Below are 17805 nucleotides of genomic sequence, written 5' to 3' on the forward strand. Positions count from 1 at the left end.
CCAATAAGGGGTATTCCAATACATGACAATAAGCGGACTATTTTTTGTCACAACCTCATTTTAATCAATCGACGGAAACTAGAATACTTTTTGCGGCCTTGGACTGGGGCGTTGTCAGTGATCAAAAGAGCGATCATAACATAGCCAATCCAGCTGTCCCGCGAGTATAAGACATATTCAGGGACCCAATCATCAGCGTATTTATCTTTGTATTCTTTCAATCCACCGAAGGAATAAAAATGTGAGCCAAAATTATAAACCAAATAGGCGATACGTTCTTGCGTAAAACTTTTACGAGAAGTTCCGACGTTAGCTAAAGGAGCCATTCCTAAGTCAAAATAGTCAAGCACCATCTCATCACGCATATATTGAAATAAATTGATAAAAAGAAAATCCATGGTGCCACTAGGGGCTTTCGTCGGACTATGACGCATCAAATCGATGGTTCCGATAGTATCTGTATATGTTGGCATGAAGTTTGCAAAAGCAACGATCTCTGTCTCATTTTTTATCACTGCGATCGGCGCGCGCTGTAAGTAGTCTTCAGAAAAAAAGCCAAGAGAAAAACCTTTTTCTTTATGTCCTGCTAACCACTCGTCTGATATTTTTTTTAAAGCTGTAATTGTTTCAGAAGAAAAGGGCGGTTTGATGACCTCAAATTGATAGCCTGCTTTTAGGACTTTATTAAAGCTGGCCCGCTGTCCTTTCATCTTTTTGCCGCTTAAAGTGAAATCCGGTAAATGGACATAAGCGCGTTCACCAAATTTGATGAAATCATAGCCGAATTCATGTAAAATCATCACCATTTCTTCGCTGTTTTCATAAAAGACTGGTAAATAATTGTAGCGGTCCACTTGCGTGATCAATGCTTCGATTGCAGCTTCAAAATCGGTTTTTTTGCCGGAAGGATCGCCCATCACTAAAATTTTATTATTAAAAGTTGCCAATTGAAAAAAGACGGTATCTTCGTCACCGTTATTGTAATAAAAAACTTGTTTATCTTTTAAAAAGACTAATTGACTGTCCGCGTTACCGCCGAATTTCTCTAAAATGTGCTGGATGCGAGTTTCATCTAATGGTTCGCCGATTTGAATCCGTTTATTTTTCAAGAAATGGATCAATAATAAAATGATCAAAGCCACAATCAAGATCGCAACAAATCCGACAATCCAAATCTGTTCGCTGGGAAATAAGAAAAATTCTGGCAAATCGTGGCGATGGTGGATGTTCGGGCTATTGTAGACACCGATAATAATATATAAAACAGCAAGACTGCCCATAATGAGTCCATCAATCGTGAGCCATTCAGCAGAATAGACCATCTGCTCTCTAAACAGTTCATTTTTAGAAAAAATAACAAATAACAATAATAGAGCAAGGAAAATACCGGTTGAAATTCGAAACCCTGCAAGAATTGAATACAAGAAGGTCAGCGCAACAATAAGGATTGTTGGAACATAGGCACGCTTGACGCGAGCAGAGATTCCACGACCAGCTACAATCAATAAAAAACCAAGTAAAATCGCTGGAAAAATAACAATCACTCGCGAATGGATCGGATTCAGTCGTTGCAAAAAAGTAGATTGACTGAACGCTTCAGGGATCGTTGCCGATAAGACAAGCATAGTCCCTGTAAAATAAAGCAGCAAAGTTTCCAATTTGTGTGCTGATTCTCTCAAAAGGTTGACTGGGATACCGTTGTAGCGCGAATTGATTGTTGTACCGAGATTTTTAAAAAATAAAATCAAGCCAATCGCAAAAGGAACGAAATAATAGAACAGACGGAACAATAAAAGCCAAGCGACTACGGTTTCTTTTGAGATTCCTAGTGCAGACAATCCAATGAGCATCATCAAGTCAAAACTGCCGAGTTCGCCTGGAATCATCGAAGCGATCCCGATTACTGTAGCTGCAATAAATAACGGGATGATCTCACGAATGTTGACAGATACTCCCATCAATATCCCTGTTGAAATAAAACTGATCAATACTCCGGTCCATTCTAGAAAAGATGTTCCAATCAGTTTAAAGCGGTGAACACTTTTTAGATCTCCAAGGTATTCATTTTTCCCAAAAAGGCTTAAACAAAAGACAATAGGAAAATACAAGCCGCCGCCAATTAGCCACGGCCAATATTGGCGCAAGTATTGGTTATGATCATCAACAAACACAAGAAAAAAAGAAATTAGTGCATAGATCGATAAACCGGACATCGTAAAAACTAAAATTTTTGCTAGAGCTTGCACAACTTTTTTACTAGAAGTGTGTTTGCCGTAAAATTCTGAGCGTAATCCTGCACTGATGAACCCGCCAAAACCTGCGATGTTATTCAAAGTATTGATCAACCAACTAGTTTCAAAAATATAGGATCTTTTAGGCTTTTGCTCTAAAATAGTATTCAAAGTGAAATCATAACCGATCATAGGGACGACTGAGACCAATCCGATCAAAGCCATCAGCAGAATATTTTCGATCCTGATTTTACTAAAAATAGTTGCGAGTTGATCGAATGAAAGTGTTTTTGCGATATTTGATAATTCGAACAAGACGATAATGATGACCGAGATCAAGAAAATTATTTTTAATTTGTTTAAGTGGTCTTTGAACCATGCAATTAGTTTTTTCACCAACTCACTCCTCATCAATTAGAAATTGCAAGACCTCCTGATTGAAGCGCTTGGGGTTTCGGCGGGCGAACATATGCCCTTGTCCTGAAACAATCGCAAAACTTGCATTTGGAATCGTACGAGCGATGTACATCGAATGCTGCGTTTTGATTGAATCGTGTTTGCCGACTATGACTAAAGTCGGTGCCTCGATTTTGCTTAGATCCTCAGTCGATAATCCGATATCACGAAAAAGCAGCCGCAAGATCGGCAAAAAGTTCCGCATACCTGAATCAACAAATGCACCGACCCAGACAATGGCGTATTGCACATAACTTAACAAATGCGGGATTGTTCGAACGCCGTTTGGTACGGTATTGCCGGCATTTAAGACCAGATGATCGACTTTTTCAGGATAAAGACTTGCAAAAACCATAGCCAGGTTTGCACCGTCGCTAAAACCTAAAAAATCAGCGTGACTAAGTTTTTCTTGGTCCATAATTGTAGCGAGGTCTTCGGCCATCAATTGAAAACTCGTTTCTTTTTGAGTGTTTGTCGAGCGACCGTGACCGCGGCTGTCAACAACATAAACATTAAAATTTTTACTGAAGCTGTTCAACTGTTTTGAAAAATATTTCCCGCTGCCGCCGTTGCCGTGGAGCAAGAAAAGTGCGGGCCCTTGCCCATATTTTTCATAATAGATTTCTGAACCATCGCTCATCAGAGCAATTTTTTTTTCGTTTTTCACAACATCACCTACCAGACATAAGTATAACGATTTTTTTGAGTCTTGCACATTAATTTAATTATTTAATGGGATGAAAAAGCTAGAATGATTAATTAAATATAAAGCTGTCAATTAATGCTTTTAAAAGTTTAGCTGATTCTTGTAGTATGGATAGAGAAAAAAAGAAGATGGTTGGGCAGAATAATGTTAAAGATAATTGGAAAATTTTTTAAAATACTCGGCGTACTTATAATTCTTGCGACTCTCACAGTCGGCAGTTTTTTTGCCGTTCGAACCTATAAAAATACAAAAAGTGTCAATAGCTATCGCAGTGATGTACAGAAGCTGGCAGATCAGGCGGGGGTTGGTGATTTTACGGATACAATCTTAGGGATCATGTATACAGAATCAAAAGGCAAAGGGACCGACTTGATGCAAAGTTCAGAAAGTGCCTATGGTAGCCGTGGGAAAATCGACACCCAGCAAGAAAGTATCGAAAGCGGGGTTAAACACTTTGCGGAAAGCTACCAACAAGCCCAAGCAGCTGGTTGCGATCTTAACACGGCGATCCAAGCGTATAACTTCGGAACAAAATACATCCAATATGTGCAAAAAAATGGTGGAAAAAATACCGTCGAACTGGCTGAAGAATATTCGCGAGATGTACTTTCGCCAGGGTATGGCAATGATCAACAAGCTACGTATCGCTACATGCAGCTCCAGTCTGTTTTGTATAATGGCGGGTATTTATATCAAAATGGTGGGAACATGTTTTATGCGGAAATCGTACAAATGAATCGTCGCTTCATTATGTTGTATCAAAGGTTTTCAAATGGTTAAAATAATGAGCGAAAAGCTTGTAATAATAAAGAAATATGCTAAAATGATAACTGTATAAGTTTGTCTAAAAAAATCGCGCTGTTCAAATGAATTGGGCGGTTTTTTACAGCTGTTATCATATTTTTGGAAATTGGGGTGATGTTTTGGTACAAAGAATTCCCCAACAAGTGATCGATGAGGTTCGTGAAAAAACCAATATCGTTGAAGTGATCGGACAATACGTTCAGTTAAAAAAGTCCGGCAAAAATTATTTGGGACTTTGTCCGTTTCATGAAGAGAAGACACCGTCATTTTCAGTTGCTGAAGATAAGCAAATTTTTCATTGTTTTGGTTGTGGCAAAGGCGGTAATGTCTATACTTTTTTGCAAGAGTTAGAAGGAATCAGTTTTCCCGAAGCTGTAAAAAAAGTTGCCGATATGGAACAAATTCCTTTAGGGATTGAAATTTCCAGCGAGCCTGTCAATCAGACATCGACAGGTCAGCAACAATTGATCGCTTTGCATGAGCGGACACGCGACTTGTACCATCATTTATTGATGAATACAAAGGTGGGTGAGGCTGCACTGGCTTATCTTCATGAACGCGGGTTGAGCGATGAATTGATCAGTGAATTCAAAATTGGTTTTGCACCTAGCCAGCGAGACTTTTTAGTCCAAGTGGCTCAGAAAGACAAAGTAACGGCTGATTTAATGGAACGCAGTGGTTTATTCATTCGTCGTGAAGATGGTCGTTTCAGTGATCGTTTTTATCAGCGCGTCATGTTTCCTTTAAATGATTTTCGTGGGAAACCGATCGGATTTTCGGGACGCTTGTTGAAAACAAGTGATTTTCCTGGAGACGATCAGCCAAAATATTTGAATTCACCTGAAACAGAACTGTTCAATAAACGGCAAGTTTTGTTCAATTTCGATAAAGCCCGAAATGAGATCCGTAAACAAGGTGAAGCGATTTTATTTGAAGGATTTATGGATGTATTGGCGGCTTGGCAAGCGGATATCAAGATCGGCTTGGCCTCGATGGGGACGAGTTTGACTGAGCATCAAATTGCAGCAATCGAACGAGTCACAGGACAAGTCGTGATTGCTTACGATGGTGATGATCCTGGACAAGCGGCGACGGATCGTGCGCTGAGTGTTTTAGCGGCTCACAGTCGCTTGAGTTTAGCGACAGTTACTGTACCGGAAAAACTCGATCCAGATGAGTATTTGCGTAAATATGGTGTGACTGAACTGCAAAATCTATTGCAACACGGTCGGCAAACGCCATTTGCGTTTAAAATGTACTATCGTAAAAAAGGATTGAACTTGGAAAATGAAGCTGACCGCTTGAATTATTTGGAAGTCGTGATGCAGGATCTGGCAAAAGTCCAGTCGCCGGTTGAACAAGACTTGTATTTAGGTCAGTTGGCAAATGAATTTCAGTTGACAAGAGAGAGCTTGAAACAGCAGCTGCAAATGATTCGTCAGACACTTCGCAGCGAACGCCGCCAGCAGCAAAGGCCGGTTTCTCAGGCACCGCTTCAATCTGTCAAAAAAGCATTAACTAAGGAAGAAAAAGCTGAACAAATGTTGCTGTATCGCAGTATGAATGAAGCCTCAATCCGTGAACAATTAGTTCAAACAGACTTTCAATTTATTCACGATCAGTATCAGGAATTGCTTCTTTACTTAGATAGTTATATGATGGTTCATGGAAATTTTGTTTTAGCAGACTTCCTGAACTATTTAAAAGAGAATGAGATGAAGCAACTTGCCATCGACATCTCTATGATATCCATGTCAGAAGATAGTAATGAACGAGAGATCTATGATCTGATGCGGGTGATTTCCCAATCTGGCATTGCTGAAGAAATAAAACAACGACAAAAAGAGCAGCTTGAGGCCAGAAAAAACGGAAACCAGCAGCGGGAATTAGAATTGACTGTTCAGATTATCGAATTGACGAAACGCTTGAAACAAGCCTAGAAGTGAAAGGGGCATTTATTTTATGGCAGATGTAAAAAACAAAAAAGAGTATGAAAAAGCTGTAGCGGTCTTCATTAAGGAAAAGAAACCATTAGGACAGGCAGTTTACGATGAACTGACTAACCGTTTGGCGACACCTTATGAATTAGGTGCAGAAGCGATGGATAAATTGATCCAAAAAGTTGAGGATGCTGGAATCAGTGTTGTTGATGAAAATGGTGATCCATCGAAAGCTAGTTTGAAACAAAACGAAGCGACTGCAAAAGCCGCGCAAAAAGAAGATTTATCAGCCCCAACTGGTGTCAAAATCAATGACCCAGTTCGTATGTATTTAAAAGAAATCGGCCGTGTGTCATTGTTGACAGCGGAAGAAGAAGTTGAACTGGCTTTGTTGATTGAACAAGGTGACCAAGAAGCGAAACAACGTTTAGCAGAAGCAAACTTGCGTTTAGTTGTAAGTATCGCCAAACGCTATGTCGGTCGTGGAATGCAATTTCTTGATTTGATCCAAGAAGGAAATATGGGTTTAATGAAAGCTGTTGAAAAATTTGATTACCGTAAAGGATTCAAATTCTCAACATATGCGACATGGTGGATCCGCCAAGCGATCACCCGCGCCATTGCCGACCAAGCTCGGACGATTCGAATCCCCGTTCATATGGTCGAAACGATCAATAAATTGATTCGTGTGCAACGTCAATTACTGCAAGACTTAGGACGCGAACCAACACCAGAAGAAATTGGTGCCGAAATGGACTTGCCGACAGAAAAAGTTCGTGAGATTTTGAAAATCGCACAAGAACCTGTTTCTTTAGAAACACCGATTGGTGAAGAAGATGATTCTCATTTAGGAGATTTCATTGAAGACCAAGAAGCAACGAGTCCTGCAGAACATGCGGCCTCAGAAATGTTGAAAGAACAGTTGGAAGACGTACTAGATACATTGACTGACCGTGAAGAAAATGTTTTGCGCCTTCGTTTTGGTTTAGACGATGGCAGAACTAGAACATTAGAGGAAGTCGGTCGCGTATTTGGTGTTACCCGTGAACGGATTCGTCAAATTGAAGCGAAAGCTTTAAGAAAATTACGCCACCCATCACGTTCAAAACAATTGAAAGACTTTTTAGAATAAAATGGACTCTTCGAGAATTTTTCTCGGAGAGTTTTTTTATGGATTTTCTTTAGAAAATGGAAGAATGATCGTACTACGTTTAACAAAGCCCATTGATTTCTGAGAAGCGGGTACCAAAATGTTTGCGGGAACGGTTGAATCTAGCTGGTATAAGAGTGGAATTGAATTTATTATTTTTGATTAATTCATTTGAAATTTGCTTGGAACATCTTGGGACATATGATAGATTAAAGCATATGATTGAAAAAAAGGAGCCGATTTCATTGCGAAAATGCCCTAACTGTGAATATGAACCAGTCGATGGACGGACAACTTGTCCAAGGTGCGGCTTTTCATTGCAGTTAAACGACCAAGAAAATAATGATGATGTTGCTGATAAAAATGATACGATAGAATGGTCTGAATTGGCTGACTTGCCAATTGGATCTGTCCAACAAATGTTTAAAGATAACGAGGATAAAATGAAAGAAGAAAATTCAAAGAAAACAACAGAAGAATCTCCAGAGTTAAATCCGATCTTAGCGAAATATATTCGTGAGCATAAAGAAGGTCAAGATTCTCTTGAAACTCCAGAAGTTTCAGAAATTGAAGAGCCAGAAAATGAAGCAGTTGCTGAATCCGAAGCGATTGAAGAAGTTTCAGAAAAAACGGTTTCTGCTGATCAAAATACAGAACCAGAAAAAGTATCAGAAACCCTTTCTGTAAGCGATGAAACAGCAATCGAAAAAGAAAATTCGGATGAGGATGAACTCGCAACTTCAGCTAAAGCGGCTGATTTAACTACTCCAGCAGAGCCGGAAAAAACGGAAGAAGCCAAGCCGGTCAGCGAAGAAACTGCTGAAGTTTCCAACAATGGAGAAATACCGCCAGAGGAACCTCAAGCTTCAAAGAACTCTCCTAAGAAAAGCCGGAAAAAACTTTATGTCACGTTAGCTGCTATTGCCGTTTTAGGTGCAGGCGGCGGGTATTATTTCCATGCAAAAGAAGTGGAAGCACAACGGATTGAAACGGTCAAAAAGGAAAACAAAGCACTTGATTCGCTTGAAGAAAACATCGCTAGTTATTACACCGATGATCAGCAGACATTCCTTGTTGCGGATAAAGTAGCGCTTAATACGAGTAAAATTGACGAAGAATTGGCTCATTATAAAGACAATGACCGATACGACGAGTTGAAAAAAGCATACGATAAATTAGTAGATAAACAAACTGCTGAACATTCGGTCGATCAATTGTTCACCGATACTGCGATCAATGGTGATAAAATTGTCGAAAAACCGCTATTAAAAGCGGCAGAACCAGTTGATCTGACGATTGAAACAGGTGACAAGAAATTTGATCAGTTGCTGAATCAGGCAATCAATAACGCAAAAGATCAATATACTAAAATAGAAGCGGCTAAAAAAGCCGTGGATGGTTTGTTAAAAGACGGGAAGGTCAACGAGTCAGTCACTCGATCACAATATACGGCGGCTAACAATGCAGTGAAAGCAGTCGCAAACCAAGGGCTGATCAAAACTCAAAAAGATGAGTTGGTTAAAGTCGATCAACTGTTGAAAGACAAAGAAAAGAAAGCCGCTGATGAAAAGGCAGCAGCAGAAAAAGCGGCACAAGAAAAAGCCGCTCAAGCAGCACAGACTGAAAATTCTACTAGCCAAGCAGGCGACACAAGCAGTGATGCCTATACTTGGGCACCCGGGGTTCAAGAAAAAGTGATCCAGACGTGTATCTCACGTGGATATATCGTAGAAGGCGGCTATAGCTTGGAACCGGTAAAAGTTGAAAATGGCGAAGGCTACTATAATTTGTACGCTACTTCAAATCGTGCATCATTGACAAAAGGCTATTCAGATTCTGACTTGCCGATGTATCTAGTAACAATCAACTGTAAAACTGGTTGGTTCAAGGGCAATGGTCCAAATTAAATCAAGTCACAGCAGCTGGGAAGAAGCGTCTTCCCAGCTTTGCCAGTTTTAGCAAGCAAATAACTGCTTTTATTTACTGTCGTTAATCAAGCAATGTATATTTTTATATAAAAATAGAAACAGAGATTAGGAGAAAAATTATGAATGAGCTATTAGGTCAAGTGTTCACAGGATTGATCATTGATGAAAATGAAACAATGTATTTAGTACAAAAAAATGGAGTGACTTTCCGTCTTTTAAAAGATGAGCAAGAACCCCATGAGATTGGTGAATCGATTGAAGGTTTCGGTTACGTGAATCAGAAAAAAGAAGCGATCTTCACAACGAAGATCCCGCAAGTGCGAATCGGACATTTTGCCTTTGGTGAAGTAACGGATGTTCGGCGTGATTTAGGAGTTTTTGTAAATATCGGTCTACCAGATAAAGATATGGTTGTTTCTTTAGATGAAATGCCAAGTATGAAAGAATTATGGCCAAAAAAAGGCGACCGCTTGATGATTAGTCTGCGAGTAGATGAAAAAGATCGGATGTGGGGTGTCTTAGCGGATGAGGCGATTTTCCATTCATTAAGTCGTGCAGGAAATTCTGAGATGCAAAATGAAAATAAAAAAGGAACGATCTATCGTTTGAAAGTAACAGGTTCTTATCTGATCACAGAAGATTTTTATATCGGATTTGTTCATCCTTCCGAACGTTATCAAGAACCGCGATTAGGTGAAGTTGTTGAATCGCGAGTGATCGGTGTCCGGCCAGATGGTGTTTTAAATATGTCGTTAAAACCGCGTAGTTATGAAATGATTAATGATGACGCGGCGATGATCTTGACGATGTTGCAAAGAAATGCCGACCATGTATTGCCTTATTGGGATAAATCTGCGCCAGAAGAAATCAAAGAAGCTTTTGGAATCAGTAAAGGACAGTTCAAACGTGCGATTGGTCATTTATTAAAAGAGAAATTGATCGAACAAAGTGAAAATCAAATTCGTTTAAAAGGCTAATTGAGAATGTTCTTGCATAAATAAAAGCGATAAACTATAATAATTCTAAGAAAAGCGGTGGTATCTTAGCCGCTTATTTATAATTATTATAAAATAGATGGAGGAGAGCTCTCTTGAACGCAATCCTAGCTTTACAAAAAACCAAAAAGCAGCTTCATGATTCTGGATTCAAGTTGACGCCTCAGCGTGAAGCAACTGTCCTTGTGTTATTGGAAAACGAAAAAGATCATTTATCAGCAGAAGAGATCTACTTTTTAGTTAAGAAAAAAAGTCCCGAGATCGGTCTAGCAACCGTTTATCGGACATTAGAGATTTTGACTGAACTGCATATCGTCAATAAAATCAGCTTTGATGACGGCTTAGCTCGTTACGATCTGCGAAAAGAAGGAGCGGAACATTTCCATCATCATCTGCTTTGTCTCGAATGCGGCAATATCGAAGAAATCGAAGAGGATCTTTTAGGCGATGTAGAGCGAGTGGTAGAATCGCGGTATCATTTTATAGTGAAGGATCATCGCTTGACTTTTCATGGTATTTGTCAAAACTGTCAAGAAAAGAAGGCATAAAGCTTCTAGAAAAATTCGGATTAAGTTATAATTAATTTATGTAGTCCCTTGGAAAGATACGTGCTATCATATCAAGGGGCTTTTTGTTATGATAAAGCGAAAGTGGTGAAAATATGGATGAACAAATAACGGAATATTTGCATTATCTATCGATCGAACGTGGACTTTCAGAAAATACTCGTATCAGTTATCAGCGCGACTTGCAACAGTACTTGTCATTTTTAACGGAACAAGGCGTAACTAGCTGGCAAGCTGTCGATCGCTATACAGTTGTGGCTTTTTTAGGAAGTTTAACTGAAGCAGGCAAGGCCTCCACTACGATCACGCGAATGATTTCTAGTTTGCGCCGTTTTCATCAATTTTTGCGTCAAGAACGCTATACAGATCATGACCCGATGCAACATATCGACAGTCCAAAAAAAGCTCAGCGATTGCCTCAAACACTTTCATTAGCAGAAGTGGAACGGTTGATCGCAGCTCCAGATACTACTACTGATTTGGGAATTCGCGATCGTGCAATTTTGGAAGTGATGTATGCTACGGGGCTGCGCGTCAGTGAATTGATCGGCCTGAAACTTGGAGACATTCATTTAGAGATGGGTCTGTTACAAACCATTGGTAAAGGCGACAAAGAACGGATCGTGCCTCTGGGTGATTATGCGATCCATTGGTTGGAACGGTATCTGTCAGAAGTTCGCCCTTTGTTGACTAAAAAAACACCAAATGAACCCTTTCTGTTTGTCAATAACCATGGACGCGGTATGAGCCGTCAAGGAATTTGGAAGAATTTGAAACAATATGTTATTAAAGCAGAAATTACTAAAGATGTGACCCCGCATACATTACGCCATAGTTTTGCAACACACTTGTTGGAAAATGGTGCAGACTTGCGAACGGTACAAGAACTTTTAGGTCATGCAGACATATCTACAACTCAAATCTATACCCATATCACGAAACGAAGAATGACCGAAGTTTATAAAGAATTTTTCCCACGTGCTTAATAGGAGGAGAAAGAATGCTTACACAATACCGAAAAAATCAACGAAAGATTGCGATGGGTCTGTTGAGTTTTCATGAGAATTTGAAAGATCAGCAGCATTTATTAAAAGAAATCGATACATATGAAGCAGATGATCGCTATCAACTTTATTGTTATTATGATGAAGGTTCTGATAATGTCCAAGGGGTGATTGGGATCAGCCAGTTGGAAGATAATGAAATCATGGTGCATGATATCAGCTTAAATCCATCTTATCGCGGAGAAGGCATCAGCATGACTATGATGAAAGAACTTCAAGCGCTGTATCCAGAGCAAAAAATTATCGGTACACCGGCTACGTCTGCTTTTTTAGCAAAATGGCAGGAACATAAGTGAGGATAAGATGGAAGCAATTAGTTTAAAATTAGACGTTTTTGAAGGTCCGCTGGATTTGTTGCTGCATTTGATCCAACAGTTAGAGATCGATATTTACGATATTCCCATTGCTGAAGTAACTGGTCAATACTTGGATTTTATTCATGCGATGAAGACCTTAGAGCTAGAAGTTGCGGGTGAGTATTTAGTAATGGCGGCAACACTGATGTCGATCAAAAGCCAATTACTTTTACCAAAACAAGAACTGGAATTTGAATATGCAGACGATGAAGGAGAAGATCCACGGGATGCATTGGTTCAGCAGTTGTTAGAATATCGAAAATATAAATATGCTGCTTCGGTCTTGTCGGAAAAAGAACAAGAAAGAAGCTTATTTTATACTAAAGCTCCAATGGATCTTTCTGAGTATGAAACGGAGATTTTGCCATTACCTAAAAATCAATTGAACACCATTGATTTATTTTTGGCGCTCCATGATGTCTTGAAACGTAAGCGAGATGAGCAGCCGATTGAAACGACCATTGCGAATGAGACCCTTACTGTTGACCAAAAAGTAACGGAGATTGATAGACGTTTGGCTAAGTTATCCGAAGGCGAAGGTCTGACATTGGAGTCGTTGTTTGTGCAACACACAAAAGATGAATTGATCACGACTTTTATGGCGTTGTTGGAACTAATGAAAAATGGTCGTGCGCTAGCCACGCAGGAAGAAACATATGCACCAATTTTAATTTTTAAAGGAGTCATTGCATGAATCCACTCAGTCAAATTGAAGCGATGCTTTTTGTAGTAGGTGAAGAAGGAATCGGGCTAGAAGAACTCGCCTTTACATTAGATCGCCCGATACCAGAAATTTATCAAGAGATAATCGATTTAAAGAAAATATATGAAGAAAATGCTGCCTCGGCACTAACGATTTTAGAGGTCGGCAATCATTTTATTTTAAGCACTAAAAAAGAATTTGCGCCATTGCTGAAGGAATTTGCCCATTCACCTATGGCCAACCGGTTAAGCCAAGCGGCGTTAGAAACACTTTCGATTATTGCATACAAACAACCAGTGACTCGTTCTGAAATTGATGAGTTGCGTGGGGTGCAGTCAAGCGGGGCAGTCCAGACGTTAGTTGCGCGGCAATTGATAGAAGAAAAGGGCCGAGTGGATGGTCCGGGTCGTGCGATATTGTACGGAACAAGTGCGTATTTTATGGATTATTTTGGGTTGAAAGACATCAAAGAATTACCAGATGTTCAAAAAATGGAAGAAGATCTAGCAGATGACGAAGAACCTTTGGATCTGTATTATGATCGCTTTAAAGAAGAGGATGAACAATAAATGGAGAGATTGCAAAAAGTTATCGCCCATGCCGGAATCGCGTCACGCCGCAAAGCTGAAGAATACATCACTGGCGGACGCGTACAAGTAAATGGCGAAGTTGTCAAAGAACTAGGAACAAAAGTCGGCAAGAAAGATCTTGTAGAAGTCGACGGTGTACCGATTTATCAAGAAGAGCCGGTCTATTATTTATTTTATAAACCGCGCGGAGTTATCTCGGCAGTTGCTGATGATAAAAAGCGAAAAGTTGTAACGGATTATTTTGCCCAAGTACCGGAACGAATTTATCCAGTCGGTCGGTTAGATTATGATACATCAGGTATTTTACTGTTGACCAATGACGGTGATTTTTCTCAAAAATTGGCCCATCCGAAACATCAGATTGATAAAGTTTATGTGGCAAAAGTAAAAGGTTATGCAGAAAAAAGAACACTATTGCCATTAACTAAAGGTATTCGGATCGAAGGTAAGAAGACCGCACCCGCTCGTTTTGAAATACTTTCTACTGATAAAAAGGCAGAAACAAGTATCGTTGAATTGACGATTCATGAAGGCCGCAATCACCAAGTCAAAAATATGTTGGCGGCTGTCGGCTTGCCGGTTCAAAAATTAAAACGAGAACGCTATGGTGATTTGACCTTGCAAGGGCTGCGTCCTGGGGAATATCGACGTTTGAATACGAAAGAAATCCACTCGCTATTAAACCAATCAAAATAATCAGAGTTATTTACTTGTATTTTGGAAGTAAACTTGCTATAGTGTGCTTACAATAAAAAAATAATTTAAGGTTCGTCTTCAGGGGCAGGGTGAAAATCCCGACCGGCGGTGATAGTCCGCGAACTGCGCAAGCAGCCGATTCGGTGCAATTCCGATACCGACAGTACAGTCTGGATAAAGAAGATAGGGCTTATTTGAGTAAGATTGTATTCAAGTAACTCTATGCTTTTTTCTGAAGCATAGAGTTTTTTTGTGTAAAATCTCGCTTAAATAGTTCGATGAAGATGTTTCCGAAACGGAGGATTTCAGATGAAGAACTTACGATTACAAAAAATGACAGCAGTAGCAGTGGCAGCAGCAATGGGATTGATTTTACAATTTATCGCTTTTCCGATCGTTCCAATGTTTCCTTTTCTAAAGTTGGACTTTAGCGATATTCCAGTATTGATCAATATGTTTATCTTTGGTCCATTGACAGGTGTCGCAACTGCGTTTATTCGCTCATTATTGCATTTGACTATGACCGGTTTTTCGGTTGATAATATGATTGGTGATTTTGCCAGCTTCTTTGCATCGACGTTATACACCTTGCCGATCTTTCTATTGTTTAGACAAAAAAATGCGTCAAGACGAGTGTTGGGACTTGGCTTAGGAATTTTAGCGATGACGATCTTTATGAGTATCGCAAATTATTTTGTGATTACGCCGCTTTACTTAAAGGCATTTGGTCTGACAGCCGGACAAATGTTGGGCATGGGACTAGGTCGCTATATTCTAGTTGGGATCGTACCATTCAATTTGTTAAAAGGGACGATCGTCAGTGCCGCGTTCTTAGTACTGCATGCCAAGTTACTGCCTTGGTTATCGAAAAAAACGATGGCTTCTCAACACCATTCCGTTTAATCAGCAAAAAATCTCAGACAAAACGTCTGAGATTTTTTTTGTTAAACTATGGTATTATGAATCTTGATATAAGATGGCATGAGAGGGGCAACGTTTGGCAGATTCAATTACTGCTGCTTGCTGATCTTTCGGAATAAATTCGTGGGTCGCCTCTGGCTCACCTACAAAAAGTACGATTCCATCATCGGTATAATCAAAAATTTCTGGCGCAATTACTTGGCATAAACCACAGGCAATGCAGCGCTCAGGAATGATTTCGCATTTCATTTTTTCACCTTCCACAGGAGATTTTACTATGACTTTATTTATTTTAACGTTATTTCAGACCGGCTACAAGTTAAGAATATCAACCTTGTATCATTTATTGGTTGGCAAAAGGACAAGCTCGGTTTTATTACATGGGTTCTTCTATAAAAATTTGGCTTACTTAGGGATAATGCCGAATTTAAAAGAAGAAACGTTTCAAAAAGAGCTTCAACGGTTATGTGCCAATCATTTGATCACAACGGAGGATGGTTTGGGTGAGTTGACACCACATGGTAAAAAAATATTAGCAGAAAATCCGTTTGATTTGAGCGGTCTGGATAGTTTGCGGTATGGCCGCATGCGGGAAAATTCTTGGCAGCTGCTTCTTTTTGGGCTTCAAGTAGTCAGCCATCTTTCATTTAATGAAAAAAACTATTTGCCAATCGAAAACCGCCCTTATTATTTGCAACAAACCAAAAAGTGGCTGGCACAATCACAACCAGGGCTAGTTGCAAGTGTCCAACAAGAGTTAGCGGAGATTTTCCAACGCTTATCACCAGAAGTCGCTGATTTTTTAGCTAATCAATTTTCCGGTCATGATTTTCAAGGGAAAACGGCCTTTCAATTATTGCCGGAAAAATGGCAAGAAGCACCTTGGAGCACCTTGTATCAACAGCGTGCGATCGATCTTTTTTTGGCTCAGGCAAAAACAGCTGAGCTGGGCCGATTGTTAGCGAGTTTGGATCAGCAAAATTACAATCAAAGCATGCTGAAAACACGCGCGTTCTTTTTAGCTGGTAAAACTGTCAGTGAAATTTTAACGTTGCGTCACTTAAAACAAGGAACGATCAATGACCATTTTATTGAATGGGCATTGTTGACTGCGGCCTTTCCTTTTGAACGTTTCGAAAAACTTTCTTTTGAAAATTTGACGGAGACTCAAATAATCGATGCACGTTATCAAGAGTATGAAGTGCCGTATTTGAATTTTCGCCTATCGCAAATATATTACTTGAGGGAACAACCATGGATTTAACACAACTATTAAAAGAGAAATTTAATTATGACCAGTTTCGTCCAGGGCAGCGCGAGATTATCGAAACAATTTTAACCAGAGAACCCGTTTTAGGGATGTTGCCGACTGGGACAGGGAAATCGTTGTGTTATCAACTTCCAGGTTATTTATTGGATGGGACGGTCATTATCATCTCACCGTTGATCTCTTTAATGGAAGATCAAGTCGCGCAATTGCAGCGAATGGGCGAAAAACGAGCAGTGGCATTAAACAGTCTGTTGTCATCTTGGGAGAAACAGTGGATCTTAAGCGAAACCTATAAATATAAATTTATCTTCATGAGCCCTGAGATGTTTTTGAATCAGGGGGTTCAAGATGCGTTGAAAAAAACAAAACTTGCTTTGATCGTCATCGATGAAGCGCATTGTATTTCACAATGGGGTATTGATTTTCGACCAGAATATTTAAAAATAACTGATGGAATCGAAGCAATCGGGGCATCTGTGATCTTAGCTTTAACGGCGACGGCGACTGAAGCAGTACGAGCAGATATTCAAAAATTATTATTCAGAAAAAGACCCGCAAAAGAATTTGTTTTTTCTGTCGATCGACCAAATATCAGTTATTTTGTTTACCAAGAAGATAAGTTTAAGAAATTACAAGAATTAGTTGCTTCTTTAGCCGGATCAGGGATCATTTATTGTGCGACTAGAAAAAAAGTCGAAGAATTATATCAAGCTTTCAAAGGACAGCAAGCAATCGCGTATTACCATGGAGGGCTCAGCGGTCAAGAACGCCGGATGCTGCAACAGCAGTTTCTAGCTGGTGATTTAAGAATTTTAATTGCCACTAATGCTTTTGGTATGGGAATCAACAAAGAAAATATCCGATTTGTGATCCATTATGATCTGCCGGATTCACCAGAAAATTATTTGCAAGAAGTCGGACGAGCTGGCAGAGATGGTCAACCCAGCCAAGCGATTTTGCTGTATGAAACAGGGGATGAATATATCCATCATTTTTTACAGGAACAAACAAATCAGTCAAAAAAATTATTTGAGATCAAACAAAAAATCAATGATCTGGTTTTTGAGGATCCCTTGATAAAGAAATGGGAACAATATTTCCCTGGCGAAAGTGCCCGCTTAATGGAATTATTGAGTCAGCGGGGGGCAACTAAAAAACTACAGTTGAAAAAAATGCTCGATTACATCGGTACAAAAGATTGCCGTCGTCAGTTTTTGGTTGCCTATTTTGCTGAAACACTGTCTGAAAAGAATCCTCATTGCTGTGATAACGATGGGGCAAATTTGATCGTAAAAACACTTGAACAAGGACCAATTGAGAATCAATTATCGTGGCGAAAAATTATTCAAAGAATTTTTAAAAATGCTGAGAAAGATTGAAAATCGGCGCCACATTTTCAGGAGCTATGGTATAATACATGGCGACAGCA

The 17805-nt window shown here is 39.6% G+C and carries 17 protein-coding genes and 1 riboswitch; of the genes, 14 read left to right on the plus strand and 3 right to left on the minus strand.

Annotation, left to right across the window (positions count from 1 at the left end):
* Window positions 1-47 precede the first annotated feature (47 nt).
* On the minus strand, window positions 48-2627 hold the full coding sequence (gene mprF / locus FFM68_RS04640; RefSeq protein WP_137618268.1) for a bifunctional lysylphosphatidylglycerol flippase/synthetase MprF: 2580 nt from the start codon (window positions 2625-2627) through the stop codon (window positions 48-50).
* Between the two features lie 4 nt (window positions 2628-2631).
* Window positions 2632-3354, minus strand: coding sequence for an alpha/beta fold hydrolase (locus FFM68_RS04645; protein ID WP_137618269.1), 723 nt, complete (start codon window positions 3352-3354; stop codon window positions 2632-2634).
* Between the two features lie 183 nt (window positions 3355-3537).
* Here FFM68_RS04645 and FFM68_RS04650 point away from each other — a divergent pair, with 183 nt between their 5' ends.
* The 12 genes from FFM68_RS04650 to FFM68_RS04705 all read left to right on the plus strand — a co-directional run bounded on the left by FFM68_RS04650 (window position 3538) and on the right by FFM68_RS04705 (window position 15088).
* Window positions 3538-4173, plus strand: a complete 636-nt coding sequence (locus FFM68_RS04650) for a lysozyme family protein (protein WP_137618270.1) — start codon at window positions 3538-3540, stop codon at window positions 4171-4173.
* A gap of 143 nt (window positions 4174-4316) precedes the next feature.
* Window positions 4317-6137, plus strand: coding sequence for a DNA primase (gene dnaG, locus FFM68_RS04655; RefSeq protein WP_137618271.1), 1821 nt, complete (start codon window positions 4317-4319; stop codon window positions 6135-6137).
* 22 nt (window positions 6138-6159) lie between these two features.
* Window positions 6160-7269 (plus strand): RNA polymerase sigma factor RpoD, encoded by a 1110-nt coding sequence (gene rpoD, locus FFM68_RS04660; protein ID WP_137618272.1) that lies wholly within the window; start codon window positions 6160-6162, stop codon window positions 7267-7269.
* A gap of 263 nt (window positions 7270-7532) precedes the next feature.
* Window positions 7533-9194 carry a cell division site-positioning protein MapZ family protein gene (locus FFM68_RS04665; protein WP_137618483.1) on the plus strand — a complete coding sequence of 554 codons (1662 nt, stop codon included), beginning with the start codon at window positions 7533-7535 and terminating at the stop codon, window positions 9192-9194.
* 140 nt (window positions 9195-9334) lie between these two features.
* Window positions 9335-10192, plus strand: coding sequence for a CvfB family protein (locus FFM68_RS04670; RefSeq protein WP_137618273.1), 858 nt, complete (start codon window positions 9335-9337; stop codon window positions 10190-10192).
* A gap of 113 nt (window positions 10193-10305) precedes the next feature.
* On the plus strand, window positions 10306-10758 hold the full coding sequence (gene fur, locus FFM68_RS04675; protein WP_137618274.1) for a ferric iron uptake transcriptional regulator: 453 nt from the start codon (window positions 10306-10308) through the stop codon (window positions 10756-10758).
* Window positions 10759-10871: 113 nt separating this feature from the next.
* Window positions 10872-11762 carry a site-specific tyrosine recombinase XerD gene (gene xerD, locus FFM68_RS04680; protein WP_137618275.1) on the plus strand — a complete coding sequence of 297 codons (891 nt, stop codon included), beginning with the start codon at window positions 10872-10874 and terminating at the stop codon, window positions 11760-11762.
* 14 nt (window positions 11763-11776) lie between these two features.
* Entirely contained in the window at window positions 11777-12136 is a 360-nt protein-coding gene (locus FFM68_RS04685; RefSeq protein WP_137609188.1) for a GNAT family N-acetyltransferase, read from the plus strand.
* Window positions 12137-12143: 7 nt separating this feature from the next.
* A complete protein-coding gene (locus FFM68_RS04690; RefSeq protein WP_137618276.1) occupies window positions 12144-12890 on the plus strand; it encodes a segregation/condensation protein A in 747 nt (248 codons plus the stop codon).
* Window positions 12887-13468 (plus strand): SMC-Scp complex subunit ScpB, encoded by a 582-nt coding sequence (gene scpB / locus FFM68_RS04695; protein ID WP_137618277.1) that lies wholly within the window; start codon window positions 12887-12889, stop codon window positions 13466-13468. Before FFM68_RS04690 ends, scpB begins: the two co-directional genes overlap by 4 nt.
* The gene (locus FFM68_RS04700; RefSeq protein WP_137618278.1) at window positions 13469-14185 is read left to right on the plus strand and encodes a pseudouridine synthase; all 717 of its coding nucleotides are present in this window, start codon (window positions 13469-13471) and stop codon (window positions 14183-14185) included.
* A 70-nt stretch (window positions 14186-14255) separates the two neighbouring features.
* Window positions 14256-14374: riboswitch (FMN riboswitch) on the plus strand.
* A gap of 120 nt (window positions 14375-14494) precedes the next feature.
* A complete protein-coding gene (locus tag FFM68_RS04705; RefSeq protein ID WP_137618279.1) occupies window positions 14495-15088 on the plus strand; it encodes an ECF transporter S component in 594 nt (197 codons plus the stop codon).
* 54 nt (window positions 15089-15142) lie between these two features.
* Here the strand turns inward: FFM68_RS04705 and FFM68_RS04710 are convergent, their stop codons facing one another.
* Entirely contained in the window at window positions 15143-15355 is a 213-nt protein-coding gene (locus tag FFM68_RS04710) for a ferredoxin (RefSeq protein WP_137618280.1), read from the minus strand.
* Between the two features lie 28 nt (window positions 15356-15383).
* On the opposite strand from FFM68_RS04710, the gene FFM68_RS04715 reads away from it, so the two are divergent.
* Together FFM68_RS04715 and FFM68_RS04720 are read left to right on the plus strand one after the other, a co-directional pair.
* Window positions 15384-16370, plus strand: coding sequence for a helix-turn-helix domain-containing protein (locus FFM68_RS04715; protein WP_137618281.1), 987 nt, complete (start codon window positions 15384-15386; stop codon window positions 16368-16370).
* Window positions 16361-17755 (plus strand): RecQ family ATP-dependent DNA helicase, encoded by a 1395-nt coding sequence (locus FFM68_RS04720; RefSeq protein WP_137618282.1) that lies wholly within the window; start codon window positions 16361-16363, stop codon window positions 17753-17755. The genes FFM68_RS04715 and FFM68_RS04720 overlap by 10 nt, the downstream gene beginning before the upstream one ends.
* The last annotated feature ends 50 nt before the right edge of the window (window positions 17756-17805 follow it).

This window comes from Enterococcus xiangfangensis, assembly GCF_005405365.1.
In the GTDB taxonomy this organism is placed as follows: domain Bacteria; phylum Bacillota; class Bacilli; order Lactobacillales; family Enterococcaceae; genus Enterococcus_A; species Enterococcus_A xiangfangensis.

What these genes read in the sequence shown, in the direction of transcription:
- FFM68_RS04650 (WP_137618270.1), top strand. Translation starts at nt 3,538, where the DNA reads ATGTTAAAGATAATTGGAAAATTTTTTAAAATACTCGGCGTACTTATA.
- rpoD (WP_137618272.1), top strand. Translation starts at nt 6,160, where the DNA reads ATGGCAGATGTAAAAAACAAAAAAGAGTATGAAAAAGCTGTAGCGGTC.
- FFM68_RS04670 (WP_137618273.1), top strand. Translation starts at nt 9,335, where the DNA reads ATGAATGAGCTATTAGGTCAAGTGTTCACAGGATTGATCATTGATGAA.
- xerD (WP_137618275.1), top strand. Translation starts at nt 10,872, where the DNA reads ATGGATGAACAAATAACGGAATATTTGCATTATCTATCGATCGAACGT.
- FFM68_RS04685 (WP_137609188.1), top strand. Translation starts at nt 11,777, where the DNA reads ATGCTTACACAATACCGAAAAAATCAACGAAAGATTGCGATGGGTCTG.
- FFM68_RS04690 (WP_137618276.1), top strand. Translation starts at nt 12,144, where the DNA reads ATGGAAGCAATTAGTTTAAAATTAGACGTTTTTGAAGGTCCGCTGGAT.
- scpB (WP_137618277.1), top strand. Translation starts at nt 12,887, where the DNA reads ATGAATCCACTCAGTCAAATTGAAGCGATGCTTTTTGTAGTAGGTGAA.
- FFM68_RS04700 (WP_137618278.1), top strand. Translation starts at nt 13,469, where the DNA reads ATGGAGAGATTGCAAAAAGTTATCGCCCATGCCGGAATCGCGTCACGC.
- FFM68_RS04705 (WP_137618279.1), top strand. Translation starts at nt 14,495, where the DNA reads ATGAAGAACTTACGATTACAAAAAATGACAGCAGTAGCAGTGGCAGCA.
- FFM68_RS04710 (WP_137618280.1), bottom strand. Translation starts at nt 15,355, where the DNA reads ATGAAATGCGAAATCATTCCTGAGCGCTGCATTGCCTGTGGTTTATGC.
- FFM68_RS04715 (WP_137618281.1), top strand. Translation starts at nt 15,384, where the DNA reads ATGACTTTATTTATTTTAACGTTATTTCAGACCGGCTACAAGTTAAGA.
- FFM68_RS04720 (WP_137618282.1), top strand. Translation starts at nt 16,361, where the DNA reads ATGGATTTAACACAACTATTAAAAGAGAAATTTAATTATGACCAGTTT.